Origin of the sequence: Bacteroides bouchesdurhonensis (assembly GCF_900155865.1) — a bacterium.
Lineage (GTDB): Bacteria > Bacteroidota > Bacteroidia > Bacteroidales > Bacteroidaceae > Bacteroides > Bacteroides bouchesdurhonensis.
The window spans coordinates 226,167-244,011 of record NZ_LT707006.1; the positions used below are offsets into that span (position 1 = coordinate 226,167).

Annotated in this window: 11 protein-coding genes and 1 pseudogene; all 12 read right to left on the reverse strand. The window is 42.7% G+C overall.

All coding sequences use genetic code 11. From position 1 onward, the window contains the following. Positions 1-4: 4 nt before the first annotated feature. Positions 5-2,899, reverse strand: coding sequence for an RHS repeat domain-containing protein (locus CZ225_RS24040; protein WP_077152659.1), 2,895 nt, complete (start codon positions 2,897-2,899; stop codon positions 5-7). A gap of 343 nt (positions 2,900-3,242) precedes the next feature. Further along, positions 3,243-3,749, reverse strand: a complete 507-nt coding sequence (locus CZ225_RS00920) for a hypothetical protein (RefSeq protein ID WP_077152660.1) — start codon at positions 3,747-3,749, stop codon at positions 3,243-3,245. A gap of 191 nt (positions 3,750-3,940) precedes the next feature. After that, positions 3,941-5,602, reverse strand: a complete 1,662-nt coding sequence (locus CZ225_RS00930; RefSeq protein ID WP_077152662.1) for an IS1182 family transposase — start codon at positions 5,600-5,602, stop codon at positions 3,941-3,943. Positions 5,603-5,730: 128 nt separating this feature from the next. After that, entirely contained in the window at positions 5,731-6,252 is a 522-nt protein-coding gene (locus CZ225_RS00935; RefSeq protein ID WP_077152663.1) for a hypothetical protein, read from the reverse strand. 5 nt (positions 6,253-6,257) lie between these two features. After that, positions 6,258-6,740 carry a hypothetical protein gene (locus CZ225_RS00940; protein WP_077152664.1) on the reverse strand — a complete coding sequence of 161 codons (483 nt, stop codon included), beginning with the start codon at positions 6,738-6,740 and terminating at the stop codon, positions 6,258-6,260. Positions 6,741-6,778: 38 nt separating this feature from the next. After that, positions 6,779-11,263: an RHS repeat domain-containing protein gene (locus CZ225_RS24045; protein WP_234982971.1), complete on the reverse strand. Its 4,485-nt coding sequence runs from the start codon at positions 11,261-11,263 to the stop codon at positions 6,779-6,781. A gap of 73 nt (positions 11,264-11,336) precedes the next feature. After that, entirely contained in the window at positions 11,337-14,408 is a 3,072-nt protein-coding gene (locus CZ225_RS00950; RefSeq protein WP_077152666.1) for a hypothetical protein, read from the reverse strand. Positions 14,409-14,576: 168 nt separating this feature from the next. Further along, positions 14,577-14,666: pseudogene (locus CZ225_RS23560) on the reverse strand (smalltalk protein); the annotation flags it as partial. A 10-nt stretch (positions 14,667-14,676) separates the two neighbouring features. Then, positions 14,677-15,132 carry an N-acetylmuramoyl-L-alanine amidase gene (locus CZ225_RS00955; protein ID WP_077152667.1) on the reverse strand — a complete coding sequence of 152 codons (456 nt, stop codon included), beginning with the start codon at positions 15,130-15,132 and terminating at the stop codon, positions 14,677-14,679. Positions 15,133-15,277: 145 nt separating this feature from the next. Further along, a complete protein-coding gene (locus tag CZ225_RS00960; protein ID WP_077152668.1) occupies positions 15,278-15,772 on the reverse strand; it encodes an HU family DNA-binding protein in 495 nt (164 codons plus the stop codon). A gap of 327 nt (positions 15,773-16,099) precedes the next feature. Next, positions 16,100-17,038, reverse strand: a complete 939-nt coding sequence (locus tag CZ225_RS00965) for a DUF4373 domain-containing protein (protein WP_077152669.1) — start codon at positions 17,036-17,038, stop codon at positions 16,100-16,102. A gap of 121 nt (positions 17,039-17,159) precedes the next feature. After that, positions 17,160-17,510, reverse strand: a complete 351-nt coding sequence (locus tag CZ225_RS00970; protein WP_077152670.1) for a hypothetical protein — start codon at positions 17,508-17,510, stop codon at positions 17,160-17,162. Positions 17,511-17,845 lie beyond the last annotated feature (335 nt).

Consider the following 17,845-nt stretch of genomic DNA (forward strand, 5'->3'; position numbering starts at 1 on the left):
ATTTCTATTTATTTTTAATATTTACAAACGATTTATGTGGCATGGTAGCTACGACTCCTGATTTATTGTAAATATAAACCTTACCTGATCCCCGAGCAAATACATACTCGTTTCCTGAAGCATTATTTATATCCTCCAAAGAAGGTTCTTGCCCCCATTGACCAGTCTTGGTTGTTTTCATGGCATCCGTCCGCGCTCCAGTTTCTGTATTTATACTACTGACTCTTCCACTTGGATGACTATGAAATACAACATCACCAGGCCGTATATCCGGATGAGCTATATCCGTATGATCCTGTTTCAAAGGATCGCTTACAGGTCCTTTAGGGGACTCTTTCACTTCATTGTCACGCACTACACCGCCATATTCTCTATTATTCTCATCAGATGTTCCACCGGTACCTGAATCTTGATTGACAATGTCTACCATCTGTTTACGTATAGCTTTATCACTAATTATTTCCACACTATTACTATAAGCTATCAAATTTTTACTAAAAGCCTCAGAGTTACCGGAATTCTCTTTTATAAAATTAGTCGTTGCCTTCGCTTCTTTTGAAGATATACCGGCAGAAGGAGCATCATTGTCAAAATGTTTTTTTATTGTTTTTATAAGATACAGTTTGCCATCATCATTACCATCATTACCTATATATCGGCCTTTTTCATCTATAAAGTCCCCTTTTCCATCAGGATCTATAAATTTCATCGGATTATTCATGCAATAAACATAAGGACTAACGAAACCATATTTTTCACTTAAAGGATCCACCACATGCCACCTTCCTATAGCCGCATCATAATGCCTAGCACCATAATCATACCAATTCAAACCATTCTTCGTATCCAACTCCTTACCGTTATACTTGTAAGGCTGAATATTCACTGTAGATGTGAAATTACCACCAAAAGGATAATAAGCATTCGTCTCTTCCACATTGCCATCCTTATCCGCCACCACACGGGTATTACCCTGATGATCCTTCAAATAGAAATGGAACTTCTTATCAGGAAAACTAACATAGCCGGCTTCATTCAGCAGCATCTTCAATACACCATTCTCATAGATCGCATTGCCACAGTAATCGGTTGTTAGAGTAGTACTACCGGTTTTATGAACCGTACGAAGTTTCGTTCCGTCCGCTCCGTATTCATAATCTATACTATTGCTACCCGCAAGAACCACCTGACCAGGCAAATTTAAAAGATTATATTGAATATTACTAAGATTCTTGTTTAAATCTTTAATCAGATTACCGTTTTTGTCATAAGTGTATTCAGTTCTCTGATTTGTACCGTCTTTAAACTCGGTTCCATTGCCGTAGACAGCACCGGTTGCAATATCTTTCACTGATTGCAATTGATTGCCGTTATAAGTCAGATTTAGGTTATCAATCAATCCGTAGCTACTTGCCGATGTCTGTCCGTAGCGTTTCAAGCCAAGGATATTTCCCATCTTGTCATAACCAGTGATCTGTTCGTTGAAACGGTTAGGATTAACGGCAAGTGAAATGCCTTCTCCATAAATCGCATCCTTCAATCTGGAAAGACCGTCATAAGTGAAGTGGTATCCGCGTTCGCTTGTTTCCGCTCCTGACTTCCAGGACATACTGCTGATATTACCATTATAGCAAGGAGTATTTCCAGCTGTTTCTTCCTGGTAATTCAGCGTTTGATTGAATAACAGACCTGTGATATGCTTGGTCCATGAACGTACATTATACGTATAGTCCGTTTTCAGTTTAACATTGCCGTTGTGACGCTCAGTTTTAAGACGACCCACTTCGTCATACACGTTATCGACAAGAATAACGGGAGTCTCGCCGTTGAGTTGGTAAGTCGTTTTTAACAACCTGTCGGCATTGTCGTACGTATGTGTACGCAGTTCCGTCATGGTATCTTTACCGGGAACGGTACGTACCTGCTTTACCTTCGTTGGCTGACCGTTAAAGTTGTAAGCAGTAAACAACTGGTCCGTCCCGCCAAGTTCGTTATTGCCTTTCTGCTGGATAACGCGGTAACGTTCATCATAGTACATCACGGTGTATAATGGGGTACCGGTTACTCCGCCCTTGGAGAGGCGTGCCGTCCAGGCTCCGGTCTGTTGTCCTCTGCAGCCACCGGAGTATTGTTTGCCGTATCCCGTTTCAGGTGAATAGGTGGTGGAAGCATTATTAAGGATTCCGTTATAACCCAGAAAAGTGTAATCATCGTAATAATTAGCGGATAATACCGTAGGGGTAGTCAGTGTATAACCGGATACACGATACCCTTTGAAAGTATTATTCTCTTTAACACGGGTGGCTTTCACGAGCTTGTTCTTCAAGGGATCGGCTGTGTAGCTCAAGGTGTTCTTACAAGTTCCCGTCAAGGCTACACGTCCCAAAACATCCACAATACAGAAGGACCATTCTCCCTTATCACGCTGATTGCCATCCTGAGTAAAGACGGGGCGGTCGGAAGCATCATAAATGGTGTATACAGGTTCACAGCCGGGAAGTTTCTTGTAGATACAACGGTTGTATTTATCGTAATGATAAATATAGGCATATTTTTTCAACGTCTCGTTCGTTTCAGCCCAGGAAGAATTACCTGTCAAACCATCGGCTGCCAGCGGGGGAAGAACCATACGTACATTGTCGTAGTTATCATAAACCATATAGGTATCGTGCATATTATCCCCTTCGAGTTGCCGGGTCAGAATGGTATTACCGGATTTATCCTTGAATTCATAACTGATGTGGCCATCCTCATCGGTAGCCTTCGTCACATCCAGCGTGCCGGTCGGATACGTTCCAGGACTGGAGATGCCGGTATCAGTCACCTCATAGATACGGGCAATCAGATGTTCCGCAGGCACATCAATTGATGAAGTGGTTTCCGCATCTTCCGAGCTCAATTAGTTCCACCTTTTGTTACCGGAAGCCAGAGATTGGATTCACGACCGATACCGTCATACTCCTATAACGTGAAAAGGTCGTTTCCATAAGGAGAGGAACCATGTCGAACCTTGACTAAGTATGGGAATAAATAATACAAAAGGTCGTTTGTCAGGTGTTACATGAAAAAGTGATTATGCCTTCTATAGAAACAGTTTGCTAAATATTGTTATTCCACTACCATTCTGTTTATATTTCCTGTTGAAGAAATTTCATTAGACAGAAAATACTTTGATAGAAATTGTCTATAATTAGACAATTTCTATCAAAGTAATACAATAAGATAACTTCTATATGTTGTTTCTATTCAACCCAATAAATATTCTTAGAATAAGATGGTTCTACGTCAACCAGTTTCCATTTTTGTTGTTCACAAAAATAACGGAATCTATAAATCACAGAAAAGTCTGGACAATCTGGATGGAGTTTTTTCCATCTTTTAGTAAGATGTATATCTACAATCGATATTAAAAGTTCATCTTTATAGATACGGATAGGAAGTAAACCTATGATATCAATTCCTTTTCTAAGAGTTTTACGGTTATATTGTTTCATATTAATGAATCTTACCTTGTATTTTTTCATAATAGAATCAGTCAGTTCAAAACTACGTGGAAAGTTTTCTCCTGTTAGAATAAAAGGCTTAGAACTTTCTAAAACATTTTGATCTTTGAATGCTTTAATTCTTAATGATAAATTCAATTCTAAACTTGTAGTGATCATATCATTTAGTTCGTTCGTTTCCTTTGATTGTGAGAAACAATAATTCAAAAGAAAACTAAAGAGGATTGTTAAATAGAGTCTATTCATAATATATTTTTTTAATTTTTAAAATCACAATATATTTATGTAATAAAATTACTACGACTAAAATTTCCAAATAGAGATAAGCTCGTCTATCTTTTCCAAGAATACATTCTGATAAAAAGTTACATGGAGGTGTGTCAAAACTCAGGCACATCTCCTTTTTTTGATCTAAAACATTCATTTTCCTTTTTTGTCTATGCGGCTATTTTTTGCCTCATTAAACGATAAGTCGTTACATTCCCCGCATTTTGAGCCACACATGGTCTGAGAGCGATAAATATAGCGTGTACATTCTTTCCCTTTCTCGCTTTTAGCAGTTTTGCACACATTTTTTTGATATTAAATGCTATAGCAAAGAAGGCAAAGTCCATTGTAACCTTGTCTTGTCCCACATGCCGGAACCTTCTGTATGCCATGTTGTGTTTCATTTGTCCAAAAACTGCTTCCGGTTCTATACATCGCCTTCCCCTATGCCTGATGCCTTCTTCCGAGAGCAACCTTTCCCGTGCCTGCCGTTTGTATTGGTTTAACCGGTGGTTTACTTCTATAATACGGTTCCCCCGGGCTTTAAAGCAACTGCCACGCAAAGGGCACCCTTCACATCTTTGTGCTTTATACCGGGCACTTTCGGTGATGTATCCGCTCGCAGTCTTGTCACATCTGGTTCCTATACGGTTCATGTGCTGCCCCATAGGACAAACGTAATAATCCTCTTCCGCATTGTAATGGAGACTCTCCGTATGGAATGGATTGGGGGTATAACGGGGACGCCGTTCTTTATGGAAGTAGTTGTACTTGACAAAGGCTTCTATCCCATTATCTTGCATGAACCGGTAATTTTCTTCCGAGCCGTAACCGGAGTCTGCCACACCGACAGTTGGTAAGCGGTTATAGCGTTGCTCAAAGGAGTGGAAGAAAGGTATGAGGGTCAGTGTATCGGTTGGGTTTGGAAACAGTCGGAAGTCTATGAGGAATTGGTTCTCGGTACCTATTTGCAGATTATATCCGGGCTTTGTCTGCCCGTTTCTCATGGCGTCTTCTTTCATGCGCATGAAGGTGGCATCAGGATCGGTCTTGGAATAGGAGTTGCGTTCTCCAAGAGTATCAAGATGGTTGTCGTATTCCATCAACTTGTCACGGTACTCCTCAAGTTCCCGGACCTGTTTCTTCTTTTCCCGGATGACTTTCTTTTGTTCCTTGTCCTTTGTTACAGGTTGGTGTTCCAGTACCTCTTTAAGTTCATCCACTATATCTGAGAGCATGGCGGGAGTGAACTCTACGGGGGTGTCTTTGACGGAGTTCTCTTGGGCTATGGCTTCATCCACCTGCTCCAGGAGAATGCGGATCTTATCCATCAGCTTTGTACGGTTCTTTTCGACTGTCTTGCGCCAGACAAAAGTATATTTGTTGGCCCTGGACTCAATCTTGGTACCGTCGATATACTCTACGTCAAGGCTGATGAAACCTTTGTCGGCAAGGACAAGGACCAACTGCGTGAAGACGTTGTTGATTTCCTCCTTGACACGGTTACGGAAACGGTTGATGGTAATAAAATCCGGATGTTCATTACCGGAAAGCCAGATATAATGAATGTCACGTAGGAGAAGCTTCTCTATTTTGCGGCACGAATAGATATTGTTCATGTAGGCGTAAATAATCACCTTGAGCATCATTTTAGGATGATAAGGACAACGACCGGTTGCTTTATAAAGCTTCTTGAAATTGTCAAGATTGAGATTATCAACAACAGTATTAACTATGCGAACCGGATCGTTCGCTGCTATGTTTTCATCAATTCTTTGGGGAAAAAGAACTGTTTGGTTGGGAATGTAAGGACGAAAATGTAACTTTGCCATAACGAAAAACTTTATGCCTAAAGATACAAAAACTTTGGGTAATAACAAAGCCCGGGCTTGGGAAAGTCTGGGCTTTGTGCATAAAAAAAGGTTGGGCCAGCGTTTTGACACAACCTCATATTCTATTTTTATTCAACCAATATAAAATTTTCAGAATAACTTGGTCTTATTCCAACCAGTTTCCATTCTTGTTTTTCACAAGAATAACAAAACCTATAAATTACAAAATCACCTTCTGGAGAACGACTAATACTGAGGTCTCTTCCTATTTTAATCAAAGTTATACTAGAAATACCTATAAAGATTTCATTTCTGTTAATACATATAGGATGAAACTCAAACATAAGTATCCCCTCTTTAAGTTTTTTACGACCAAATTTTGCAACATTATCCAGAATACCCACATTATATTTTCTAACTATAGAATCATTGAATTTAAAATCAGTAGGAAGATTCGTTCTTTCAAAGAGAAACTGATCACCATAACGTTCTTTTGGAATATTTTTTTCCTTTATCCATTCTAGTTCTGACAATATATACTTCTCTGCACTTATATTAATCATATCTTTTAGTTGATCCGAATCCCTGGATTGTGAGAAACAATGACTCACAATACAAGCAAAAAACATAGCTAAATAAAGTCTATTCATAATTTCTATTTATTTTTAATATTTACAAAAGATTTATGTGGCATGGTAGCTACGACTCCTGATTTATTGTAAATATAAACCTTACCTGATCCACGAGCAAATACATACTCGTTCCCTGAAGCATTATTTACATCCTCCTTAGAAGGTGCTTGATCCCATCGACCAGTCTTGGTTGTTTTCATGGCATCCGTCCGCGCTCCAGTTTCTGTATTTATACTACCGACTCTTCCACTTGGATGACTATGAAATACAATATCACCAGGACGTACATCAGGATGAGCTATATCCGTATGATCCTGTTTTAGAGGATCGCCTACAGGCCCTTCTGGTGATTCCATCACTTCATTGTCACGCACTACACCGCCATATTCTCTATTATTCTCATCAGATGTTCCACCGGTACCTGAATCTTGATTGACAATGTCTACCATCTGTTTACGTATAGCTTTATCACTAATTATTTCCACACTGTTACTATAAGCTATCAAATTTTTACTAAAAGCCTCAGAGTTACCGGAATTCTCTTTTATAAAATTAGTCGTTGCCTTCGCTTCTTTTGAAGATATACCGGCAGAAGGAGCATCATTGTCAAAATGTTTTTTATTGTTTTTATAAGATACAGTTTGCCATCATCATTACCATCATTACCTATATATCGGCCTTTTTCATCTATAAAGTCCCCTTTTCCATCAGGATCTATAAATTTCATCGGATTATTCATGCAATAAACATAAGGACTAACAAAACTATATTTCTCACTTAAAGGATCCACCACATGCCATCTTCCTATCGCAGCATCATAATGCCTAGCACCATAATCATACCAATTCAAACCATTCCTCGTATCCAACTCCTTACCGTTATACTTGTAAGGCTGGATGTTCGCTGTAGATGTGAAATTACCACCAAAAGGATAATAAGCATTCGTCTCTTCCACATTGCCATCCTTATCAGCTACAACACGAGTATTACCCTGATGATCCTTCAAATTGAAATGGAACTTCTTATCAGGGAAACTAACATAGCCGGCTTCATTCAGCAGCATCTTCAATACACCATTCTCATAGATCGCATTGCCACAGTAATCGGTTGTTAGAGTAGTACTACCGGTTTTATGAACCGTACGAAGTTTCGTTCCATCCGCTCCGTATTCATAATCTATACTATTGCTACCCGCAAGACTCACCTGACTAGGCAAATTTAAAAGATTATATTGAATATTACTAATATTCTTGTTTAAATCTTTAGTCAGATTACCGTTTTTGTCATAAGTGTATTCAGTTCTCTGGTTTGTACCGTCTTTAAACTCGGTTCCATTGCCGTAGACAACACCGGTTGCAATATCTTTCACTGATTGCAATTGATTGCTGTTATAAGTCAGATTTAGGTTATCAATCAATCCGTAGCCTGTAGAGGAAGTCTGTCCGTAGCGTTTCAAGCCAAGGATATTTCCCATCTTGTCATAACCAGTGATCTGTTCGTTGAAGCGGTTAGGATTAACGGCAAGTGAAATGCCTTCTCCATAGATCGCATCCTTCAATCTGGAAAGACCGTCATATGTAAAGTGGTATCCGCGTTCGCTTGTTTCCGCTCCTGACTTCCAGGACATACTGCTGATATTACCATTATAGCAAGGAGTATTACCCGCTGTTTCTTCCTGGTAATTCAGCGTTTGATTGAATAACAGACCCGTGATATGCTTGGTCCATGAACGTACATTATACGCATAGTCCGTTTTCAGTTTAACATTGCCGTTGTGACGCTCAGTTTTAAGACGACCCACTTCGTCATACACGTTATCGACTAATACAACGGGAGTCTCGCTGTTGAGTTGGTAAGTCGTTTTTAACAACCTGTCGGCAGTGTCGTACGTATGTGTACACAGTTCCGTCATGGTATCTTTACCGGGAACGGTACGTACCTGCTTTACCTTCGTTGGCTGACCGTTAAAGTTGTAAGCAGTAAACAACTGGTCCGTCCCGCCAAGTTCGTTATTGCCTTTCTGCTGGATAACGCGGTAACGTTCATCATAGTACATCACGGTGTATAATGGGGTACCGGTTACTCCGCCCTTGGATAGGCGTGCCGTCCAGGCTCCGGTCTGTTGTCCCCTGCAGCCACCGGAGTATTGTTTGCCGTATCCCGTTTCAGGTGAGTAGGTAGTGGAAGCATTATTAAGGATTCCGTTATACCCCAGAAAAGTGTAATCATCGTAATAATTGGCGGATAATACCGTAGGGGTAGTCAGTGTATAACCCGATACACTATACCCTTTCAAAGTATTATTCTCTTTAACACGGGTAGCTTTCACGAGCTTGTTCTTCAAGGGATCGGCAGTGTAGCTCAAGGTATTCTTACAAGTTCCCGTCAAGGCTACACGTCCTAAGCCATCCACAATACAGAAGGACCATTCTCCCTTATCACGCTGATTGCCATCCTGAGTAAAAACGGGGCGGTCGGCAGCATCATAAATGGTGTATACAGGTTCACAGCCGGGAAGCTTTTTGTAGATACAACGGTTGTATTTATCGTAATGATAAATATAGGCATATTTTTTCAACGTCTCGTTCGTTTCAGCCCAGGAAGAATTACCTGTCAAACCATCGGCTGCCAGCGGGGGAAGAACCATACGCACATTGTCGTAGTTATCATAAACCATATAGGTATCGTGCTTAGTATCCCCTTCGAGTTGCCGGGTCAGAATGCTCTTACCGGATTTATCCTTGAATTCATAACTGATGTGGCCATCCTCATCCGTAGTCTTCGTCACATCCAGCGTGGCAGTCGGATACGTTCCAGGACTGGAGATGCCGGTATCAGTCACCTCATAGATACGGGCAATCAGATGTTCCGCAGGCACATCAATTGATGAAGTGGTTTCCGCATCTTCCGCGCTCAGGTTCGTCATACGGTCGGTGCGTACCGGACGCACGCCGGAATGCCAGTCCGAGCCGGGACCGTATTGCTCGACAACTTCATTCAATGGCGAGTTATCGTAAATAGTACGGCTGTAAGGATGCGCATCCTTACCATAAGGCGAGAATTCTTCAGCAGTGGATTTCAACGCAGCTGGATCGACATAAGAACCATTGGTGCCGCCTTTGGTCACCGGAAGCCAGAGGTTGGACTCACGACCGATGCCGTCATATTCCTGCAACGTGAAAAGGTCGTCGCCATAAGCAGAGAAGCCATGCTGGACCTTGACCGTAGGATTACCGAAGCGATCATAATACTGGATCTCGTGCCGCACTTCATCAGCTCCCAAAGTGAGAACATTGTCGCTTGCTACCGTAGGGATATAAGAGATCACATGAGGCCGGTCCATTGTCGTGGAAAGCGCTCCACAAACTCCACGCCCTTCAATATTAGTCGTGATAAATCCGTCCTGAGTGTTGCCTTCGGATACTATGTAATACGTCCCTGCGGCTAACTTGTTAATCTTTATCTGCGCATTTCCCGTACTGCCGCATTGCTCCGCTCCGGTATAGTTGTCATTGGAGTAGAGGACGGTTCCCGACGAATTCAGGATGCTCAGATACGTATCGGTAATAACAGAACCGCAATGGCTGACCTTCAGGTCTACAGGATGTTTCAACGTCAGTTTATAGAAAACGTCATGGGTCGATTTGCCACTAAACTGATTGGTGTAGCCCGAAGAAGTGTTACGCGTGTCAGAATAGATAAAGCCTCCATTATGACTTCCGGCATCTATTGCGGTAACCAGCTTGTCACCAATCTCTCCCAGAGAATGTCCCTGAATGCTTGTAGTCACATTACCATTGGTAGAACCGTCCGTCACCACATAATAGGTTCCGGGCATCAGAACGGGAATATGAAGGTAGGCACGCAGGGAATTGCTACAGCCACCCGTACCACTGTAATTGTCATTGTAATACAAGCATTTTTGTCCGGCAGAATAGACACTCAGGTAAGTATCGGCCACCGCAGATCCGCAGTTATTGATAGTCAGCTCCATGGGAGAGTTCAGCACCAGACGATAGAAAGCCTCGTTGCCCGCCTTGTTAGTGAGTTTGCTACCGGGATTCCGACTGGTATTATAGGTGTCGGTATAGCTGAAGTCGGAATCGTAGCTTCCCGCATCCAACGGACGTTTGAATCCCGATCCCAGAGGGAGTAATTTTCCTTCCAGGTTAATGGCAAGGTTACTCGGGTTACTATGAATTTCAGCCCATGAGTAGATGTAATAAGTCCCCGGATCGAGCATATAGCGATATTTCCAATAACCACCGGAGACTAAACTCTTGGAGATGACACTGACAGAATCCGTCGGTGAGGACATCAGTGCGGAATGGAAATAGTTATATGCAGGTCCCTGACCCGAACCCGAATTATCCATGGTGAGTTCCATTGGCTGAGTGATCGTAAACTGGTGGACCATGTCGGAACGGGAATCGTCGATGTCCGGATCGCCAGTCAAACGATAATCCATGACGTAGTCCATCGGATACTGTACTCCAGGAGAGAGGGTGAAACCTGTATCAAAAGTACCCACAAACAAGGGACAGGAGAAATCCTCGCCCGCCTGGCGGTACTCGCCTTCGATATGGACGGGCAGGATGCCATCGGTAAACCCACCGCTCATATTCTCGGAGGTAGGTTCGTAAACCAGGTAGTAGACTCCCGGAAGAAGAGCGGCAGTTTCTGCATAATGGATATTCGCATTCAAATGCTTCACTTCATTACCCAAGTGATCGAGGATATGAATATTAACATAAGAGAACGGACCACCTTGATGGGTGAAAAAGAGGTTCATCGAGCGTTCAAGCGTGAGCTTGTAGAATATGTCATTGGCTGGAACGGACGGATAACTGCTTTCAGGGCAAGAATAGTCGTTCGTATAATCGGCCGTGTTACAAGTATCGGCATACTCGAAAGGATCGAAATGGCTACCGATATCTATCGCGGTGCGCATGCGGTCGCGATAACTTTGTGCGAACGCATTGCTCGAACAAAGTAGGATTAGTATGAAAGATATTAAAATACGTATCATGTTTCTGTTTTTTTATAAATTTTACAATAATGATGTCCGGCTGTTAAGTGGGCATGACATAGCTATGTCCGTCTTACTTTCCGAAATTATAGATATACTTCTGCAACATTACTTTCCGGGATTCCGGATCGAGATAATAGCCCTCGGTCAGCCGGCTGTAACTGTCGTAATCGTATTTGGTCACCACACGGTTCGGGTCGGTGATGGACACGACTCCCTTCAGGGGCACATACGTATAAGAGGTCACACGTGCATTCGGCAGTTGGTCGCGCAGGAGATTGATATGTTCCAGCACCCAAGCACTCGGTGCTTCGCTGCCCGCACAGGTTTCAAGGTCGGAAACACCCATTGCCGAGTAGACCTGATCGATGGTGGCGTTCTCAATACGTGCGATAGGGAAACGGTTGCGGTAGCTCCAGATAAAGCTGACGGGTATACTATCCTTACCCGCAATTTCCACCGGATTGTCATAGCCGTCGTAATGTCGATACTCCACTTCGTCCCGGTATTCTGCCATTTGGTCGGTACGCGACTGCACCTTCTCGGGACGACAGCTCTGGGATTTGAACAGGATACGGCTTTCGCGGCTTTTGCCTCCTTTCGTATGTTTATGATAAGACAGGATACCGGGGTAACCACTCAGATAATCATAAGTATCCGTGGCAAGGGTGTTGTCGCTTTCGGTGGTTTCCACACTGCGCGGTTTCAATGAAAAACTCGGATCAGCAAAGTTAAACTCATAATTATATTTCTTTTCCGTAGTAAAGACATCTCGACGGCCATTGACGGTATGATACCTCTTACTGATCTGCTTATCCAGCAGACGGTACGTAGTGAAATCGATAATATAGCTGTGATCGGTATATGCAGGCAAGCTCTCCCAAAGCCCTGATACGTAGTCTTCCGGACTTATGATCACTTTCCGTTCGGGCACGTTGATTTCCTGTGCCCAGTTCCAGAAATTCTTTTCCGAGTATACATTCTCTGTGCTAGCCACCAGTTCGGCATTCTTGAAATACTCCGTACGAAGCAGTGAACCATACAACTGGTTGCTTGCTCCTTGGTTAAAATCGTCCGGAAGTTCATGTCCGATGTATGGTGTCATGCGAACAAGACTTCGGTTGCTTTCGGAGATGGAGTCCATCAGGAAAGTCTTCACCGAACCGGACGGGTCGTTGTTGTTCCATCTCAGCCGATCCTCGAAATCGTGCATTTTCACTTTGTAGTAGTACATTGTACGCTGGAAGTTCGCATCCTGACCGGACACTTCCTCACTGACTACGTTATACATCACGGGACTGCCATTATCAAAAGCAATGTTGGATACGGGCATGGAGTTGTAGAACGTGAGGTATTCGTACCAATAACCTGCCGCACCTTGGGCTGCCAGAATGGTGCTCGAATAATAATCGCGTTGTGTCACGATGTGCTTGATGGCACCGCCGCCCCAGACCGGTTTGAAAGTCGGCTGTTTGGGATTGGTAAGACCATATCGGTATTCCTTCTTTATCTTTTTACCAGTCTGCTGATCGTAAGCTTCGATGCGAGCAATGCGTAGTCCACCTACCGGATGAAGGTAATCACAGGTTTCGTCCTCTTTGCTGTTATCGCGGAAAGCTCCGGAATTTCCTTCGTAGAAGAAGCTGGTCTGTAGTCCGTCAGGATTGGTTATCCTGTCCAATACTCCCTTTTGAGTCCATGAAACACTCGGCTCACGGTTGATTCCCTGATAGTGGAGCGTATACTCGGTACCATTATCCGGACCGAGAAGGATGTTCTCACGTATGCTTGGTACAGTGGTTTGCACCGTTCCTCTATCGCTGCCGTTACAGAATCCCCAATGGTCTACGGCTGTCGTGTAAATTGAAGGCACACTTTCGGTATCTGTATAATGGAACAAATAGGTGTGGTCTTCCACTCCGGGGGCGGAGATGCGTACAGAATCCAATTTCGTCAATGAGGTTTCTTCGTTGTAAGGAGTGATAAAAAATTTGATGGTGCGTACCAGAACGTTATTCTCATCTTTCACCTCTATTTTGTCGAACACATCGGTGTTGTTCGGACTCGCACCTACACTTTTATAGGACACCGACAACTTGTTTCCCTTGAAAGAGACTTCTTGCAACTGTGTGACAGAGATATCACCGGAGGTATAGGAGAAGGTGGGAGTGTAATTGATAGAGGTCTCCGACGGTAAGATCATTTCACGAATGGGTTCCTTCGATCCGGATGTAGGATCGTTGGATAACAGACGATAATAATGGTTATTGTTCTGTTCTATCATTATTACTTCATGAGTGTTTCCCTCACCTTTACTGTCAAATATCAATTTGTCATTCAAGTTATAAAACGTGTTAGGGTGTATATAATGCGGGATGGTGCGATAGGAAAAATTGACCAGTTCCTGTCCGGGATTGCGGGCGGAGTAGATGGAGCCGCATAACCAGCGGGTGATATATTCGCCGGTTTTTTCATATGCACCGTTAAAGGAATAAAAGATGCCGTTTTCATCAGTAATCTCTATGCCGTTAGCATTGTGGTATTCCACTTTGTCATTGTTGCGCGGAACTGTCCAAAGAGGATCGTACGCATTAAAGAAATAGCCGCTTCCACCACTGCGGGCAAGTTTGTAACTGAATTTGTCGGGCTGGGTATCATACTCATTATCCACCTGTTTGCCATAAAACTCCTGTGCTCCCTGCACGTCAGTCGGAGGAGTATTCCATGAATATTGCCGGTTGAACCAGCCATGAATGTCGTCGTCCGCCACTCCATTGACCTGGCGACTGACGGAAGGCGCCAGGTTCAGCGTCCAGCCCGTACCCGCGTAACCACTGCGTTCTTTGGGTTTGAGCCCTGAGGCGTGGTAGGACAAGGTGACGGGAATGCTGACTTCACCTGCCACGATCTCATACAGAGGGATAGTAATGTCGGGAATACCCGTACAATGGTCCACCGGATACGACTGATATTTTTCCATTGCTGTCGCTTCCGGCGATACAGGGACGATACGTGGAACGTCAAGGCTGATTTTTTGGGGCTGCTGACCGTATATTCCTAATAGAGGAAGACAGGCGAGTAAAAGAATCCAGGATATCCTTCGTGTTATCCGGATTTCGTTATGTGTTGTATATAAATTGTCCATAATTGAATTAGTTTAAATTGAATAGTTTAGTTTTTAATATAAAATAAGCAAACAATCCCTCTGATCGAACAGAATTTTTATCCCCAGAGGGATTGCACCAGTGTTTATGTTTCCATTAGTTCACAAGATTCATTTACAGAGTCTGCGAACTGAATCTGTTTACAAATCCTATAAGTTCATCGCATTACCGCCCACAGCTCCCAGCACTGCCGAAGCCACTGCAATAATCACTTTCAGGATCATGTCCCATGTTGATTTTCAAATAACTCTAATCACATGTTTGTGAAAGCAACTCTTTTGCTTCGAAGCACGGACACGTTTTGATCCATTCTTCCGGCTCTATCTCACCGTTACGGTTCAAGTCGGGACTCAGATCCCGATGTCCGCACACCCGGCAACCGGGAAACCGTTCACGCAACTGGTGAACCAACAGCCGGAGCGAAGCCTTCTGTTCCGGCGTCCGGGTATCTGCCGGGTGTCCCCGGCAGTCCAGACCACCTTCATAGCAAATTCCGATACTGTTGGCATTGAAACCTTTTGCATGTGCTCCGACGCGTTCGAGAGGTCGGGCGGGATGGACCGAACCATCCTTGCGGATGTAGTAGTGATAGCCTGTCCCGTTGAACCCACGGCGACGGTGGATCAGGTCCAGATCCTCTGGCGAGAGCGTACAATCCTCCCTCGTGGCAGAACAGTGCACCACGATTAAATTAATAATTCGCATGTTTGTAGATGATTATAGGTAAATAAATACCTGGTTACATTCGTTTAGTTAAGTTCTCTAGTTTCTTGTTTAGCTAAGTTCCTATATTCCAGTCTTCAGTTAAGTCATTACCGCTATTGTGTTCTGTGTTTTTGGTCGTTGGAAGTTACAGAGTCGGATCCGGTGATTCTCCACTGTCGTCTCCTTCATCCGGCTTATTTGATTCTCCACCACCGGAGGCTGTGTTTTCGGCACGATCAAAACGGACACATCGAGCTCCCGTCACCATTGAACGAGTCGCCATGGTACCATCAAGATTCTTTGTACATGCAGGGAGAAAGCGGACTGTGAGTGAAGCTTGCGAAGCGGATACCTCGCCGGAAGTTTCAACTCCGTTACCACCGGATTTCATCACCATGCGAAAAGTTCCAAAGCCATCCAGAGTTACACTTTCGGATGCTTGCAGATGTTGGGCTACTACCGTCACCAGATTGTCCAGTGTGTTTTTTACGTCACCCGGAGAGAGAGACGAGTAGGCAGCTATCTCTTTCGAGATTTGTGAAGTACTGACATTTCCTGCGCGCAATACACGCGGATAAAATAGTTTTTTGCCGTCCTTATTCTTCAGAATAGACTGAAACGGCCCGTATAAAATTGGCATAATAGTAATTATTTATTTAGTTAATTAATAGTTTGTTTTTGTCTTTAAGCTTATTGACATTACAAAGATACAAATCTCTTTTTTATTATTGGGGAAATAGAAAAAAACATTCTCAATTAAATTCTCAAATCGTTTTTGCAACTCACAAATTAAATTATAAGTTCTGATTATCAACACTTTATCATAACAGACATACAATTTACTTCTAAGAATGAAGATCTATCTGAATCAAAATTTTCACTTATAAGACCTTTCAATCCACATAAGCAAAAAGAATAAGAGCTGCATTGTACCCCAAAACAATCATGTAAATAATATAAGTATTATTCATGTAGTCGACTTCTTCTTATTCACAAGACTCAGCAAGTAATGTCCCGGCAGCTTGATCCTTCCGTTACTATCTCGTAATACACAGATACCTCTCCATATTGCTCCACCGATAGCTCCATAGTTGCTTTTCCGGATGAGAGCGTATTGCTCCGCTGGGGGAATACCAAGAAGTCTGAGATTAACCAGTAGACCTTCATAATTACGGTCTGTCCCGTCGATAGGAGGACGAAGTTGGTCAATGTCTTCTTGTGTCCACTCTTTACGTTTACCAGAATTCTCACCCACCTTTGTTGTTTCCACTTCCTCCCCCGCATTTTCAGGGGGAGGATTAAGGAGGGGATATTCTGTACTTTGCTGTGCTACGCTATATTGTTCTATGCTATGTTGTAGTATGCTATTCTGTGCTATGCTATGTGTACCCGACGTTACATTTTGAGGGATTAATGTTACATTTTCACTTGTTAAACGTACCTTTTCATCGGTATTTTCTTTAATCTTACAGATCGCTTTCCCCTTGGTTTCATCTTGAGGTTCAGAGAGTTCCGCAGCTTCCAGAAGGCAGTAGTCAGGTTCCAGCTGAGACACATTCCGACGACGGGTACTGAAAAGATATTGCCGCTGTATCTCAGCTGAAGTCAGAATACAATGCTTTTCGAACATTCCGGCGTCAAACAGTTCGTAGCCTACCGCCAGACGGACGATACGCTCCACGTCGGAAGCATTTCTTTCGTAAAGCCCTGCCGAAAGGTCTTCGTAGAAAAGACTGTCGGCACGGACATAATATCCTTCGTCCGAATAGATATAGGAAAATACTTCTAACAGAATGCCTAGCACCGCATCGCCTTCACGCTTCATCAGCCGGCGAACTGCACGGTCGTAAATAAAGTCCACGCTGATGGGAAAATAATCTAATCCCCGTTTTTTTATTCTTGCCATAATTAATTTGCTTTAGTATAATGATTACTTTGTTTCGATGTTATATCGTTATTGATTTTTTATAAAAATATCATTCGTTATATATAACAACGTTATTGTTTACGCACAATAACGTTATTATTTAAACGTAATCCGTCCGGTTGGCTTCCTCTTCGAGAATTTTCATTCTTTTGTGCTCAACGCTCTGCCGCACTACTTTTAATGCGTGCAAAATGAGTTCCATTCGTACTAACGGATCTTCTACTTGTGTAATGACGAGATGAGAGTATCTGTTCCGTTGTTCTTTTCTGATCCAATTTCCGCTGTTGTATCGGCGACGGCTAATTTCTTTCCGACATCCTTTGCAATAAATATCCAGACACTGTGTTTGTCTGTTCACGTAGAAAAATTCTTGTGGGAGTTCACGTCCGCATTGTTTGCAGATAGAAGAATTAGACGTATTTTGTGTTGAAAGTTTCGTTTCTATTTTCATATCATTAATTATTAATTTAATAAATTGTGTTATTTGAAAAAGTGATATCCGTATACATCCGAATTGACGGGTATATATATCCAGCATAATGAATATATATATTCAGCACAACAGGCATATATATACAGCAGGGTGGCTATATATACCCACCACAGAAAGTAAATACACTCATCAAGGAGAGCGTGAACAAGGTTTTTCACAAATGACCGTGAACTTTTTAGAGTTTTTCATGGTTATTCCATTTTTTGTTTTATACTTTTGAAATAAATTAGCAATTCTCGTATTACAAAGATAGGGCAATTTTAATTTAAGAAATCAACTGTTTTAGAAATTAA

What these genes read in the sequence shown, in the direction of transcription:
- CZ225_RS00935 (WP_077152663.1), bottom strand. Translation starts at nt 6,252, where the DNA reads ATGAATAGACTTTATTTAGCTATGTTTTTTGCTTGTATTGTGAGTCAT.
- CZ225_RS00965 (WP_077152669.1), bottom strand. Translation starts at nt 17,038, where the DNA reads ATGGCAAGAATAAAAAAACGGGGATTAGATTATTTTCCCATCAGCGTG.
- CZ225_RS00955 (WP_077152667.1), bottom strand. Translation starts at nt 15,132, where the DNA reads ATGCGAATTATTAATTTAATCGTGGTGCACTGTTCTGCCACGAGGGAG.
- CZ225_RS24045 (WP_234982971.1), bottom strand. Translation starts at nt 11,263, where the DNA reads ATGATACGTATTTTAATATCTTTCATACTAATCCTACTTTGTTCGAGC.
- CZ225_RS00970 (WP_077152670.1), bottom strand. Translation starts at nt 17,510, where the DNA reads ATGAAAATAGAAACGAAACTTTCAACACAAAATACGTCTAATTCTTCT.
- CZ225_RS00920 (WP_077152660.1), bottom strand. Translation starts at nt 3,749, where the DNA reads ATGAATAGACTCTATTTAACAATCCTCTTTAGTTTTCTTTTGAATTAT.
- CZ225_RS00960 (WP_077152668.1), bottom strand. Translation starts at nt 15,772, where the DNA reads ATGCCAATTTTATACGGGCCGTTTCAGTCTATTCTGAAGAATAAGGAC.
- CZ225_RS00950 (WP_077152666.1), bottom strand. Translation starts at nt 14,408, where the DNA reads ATGGACAATTTATATACAACACATAACGAAATCCGGATAACACGAAGG.
- CZ225_RS00930 (WP_077152662.1), bottom strand. Translation starts at nt 5,602, where the DNA reads ATGGCAAAGTTACATTTTCGTCCTTACATTCCCAACCAAACAGTTCTT.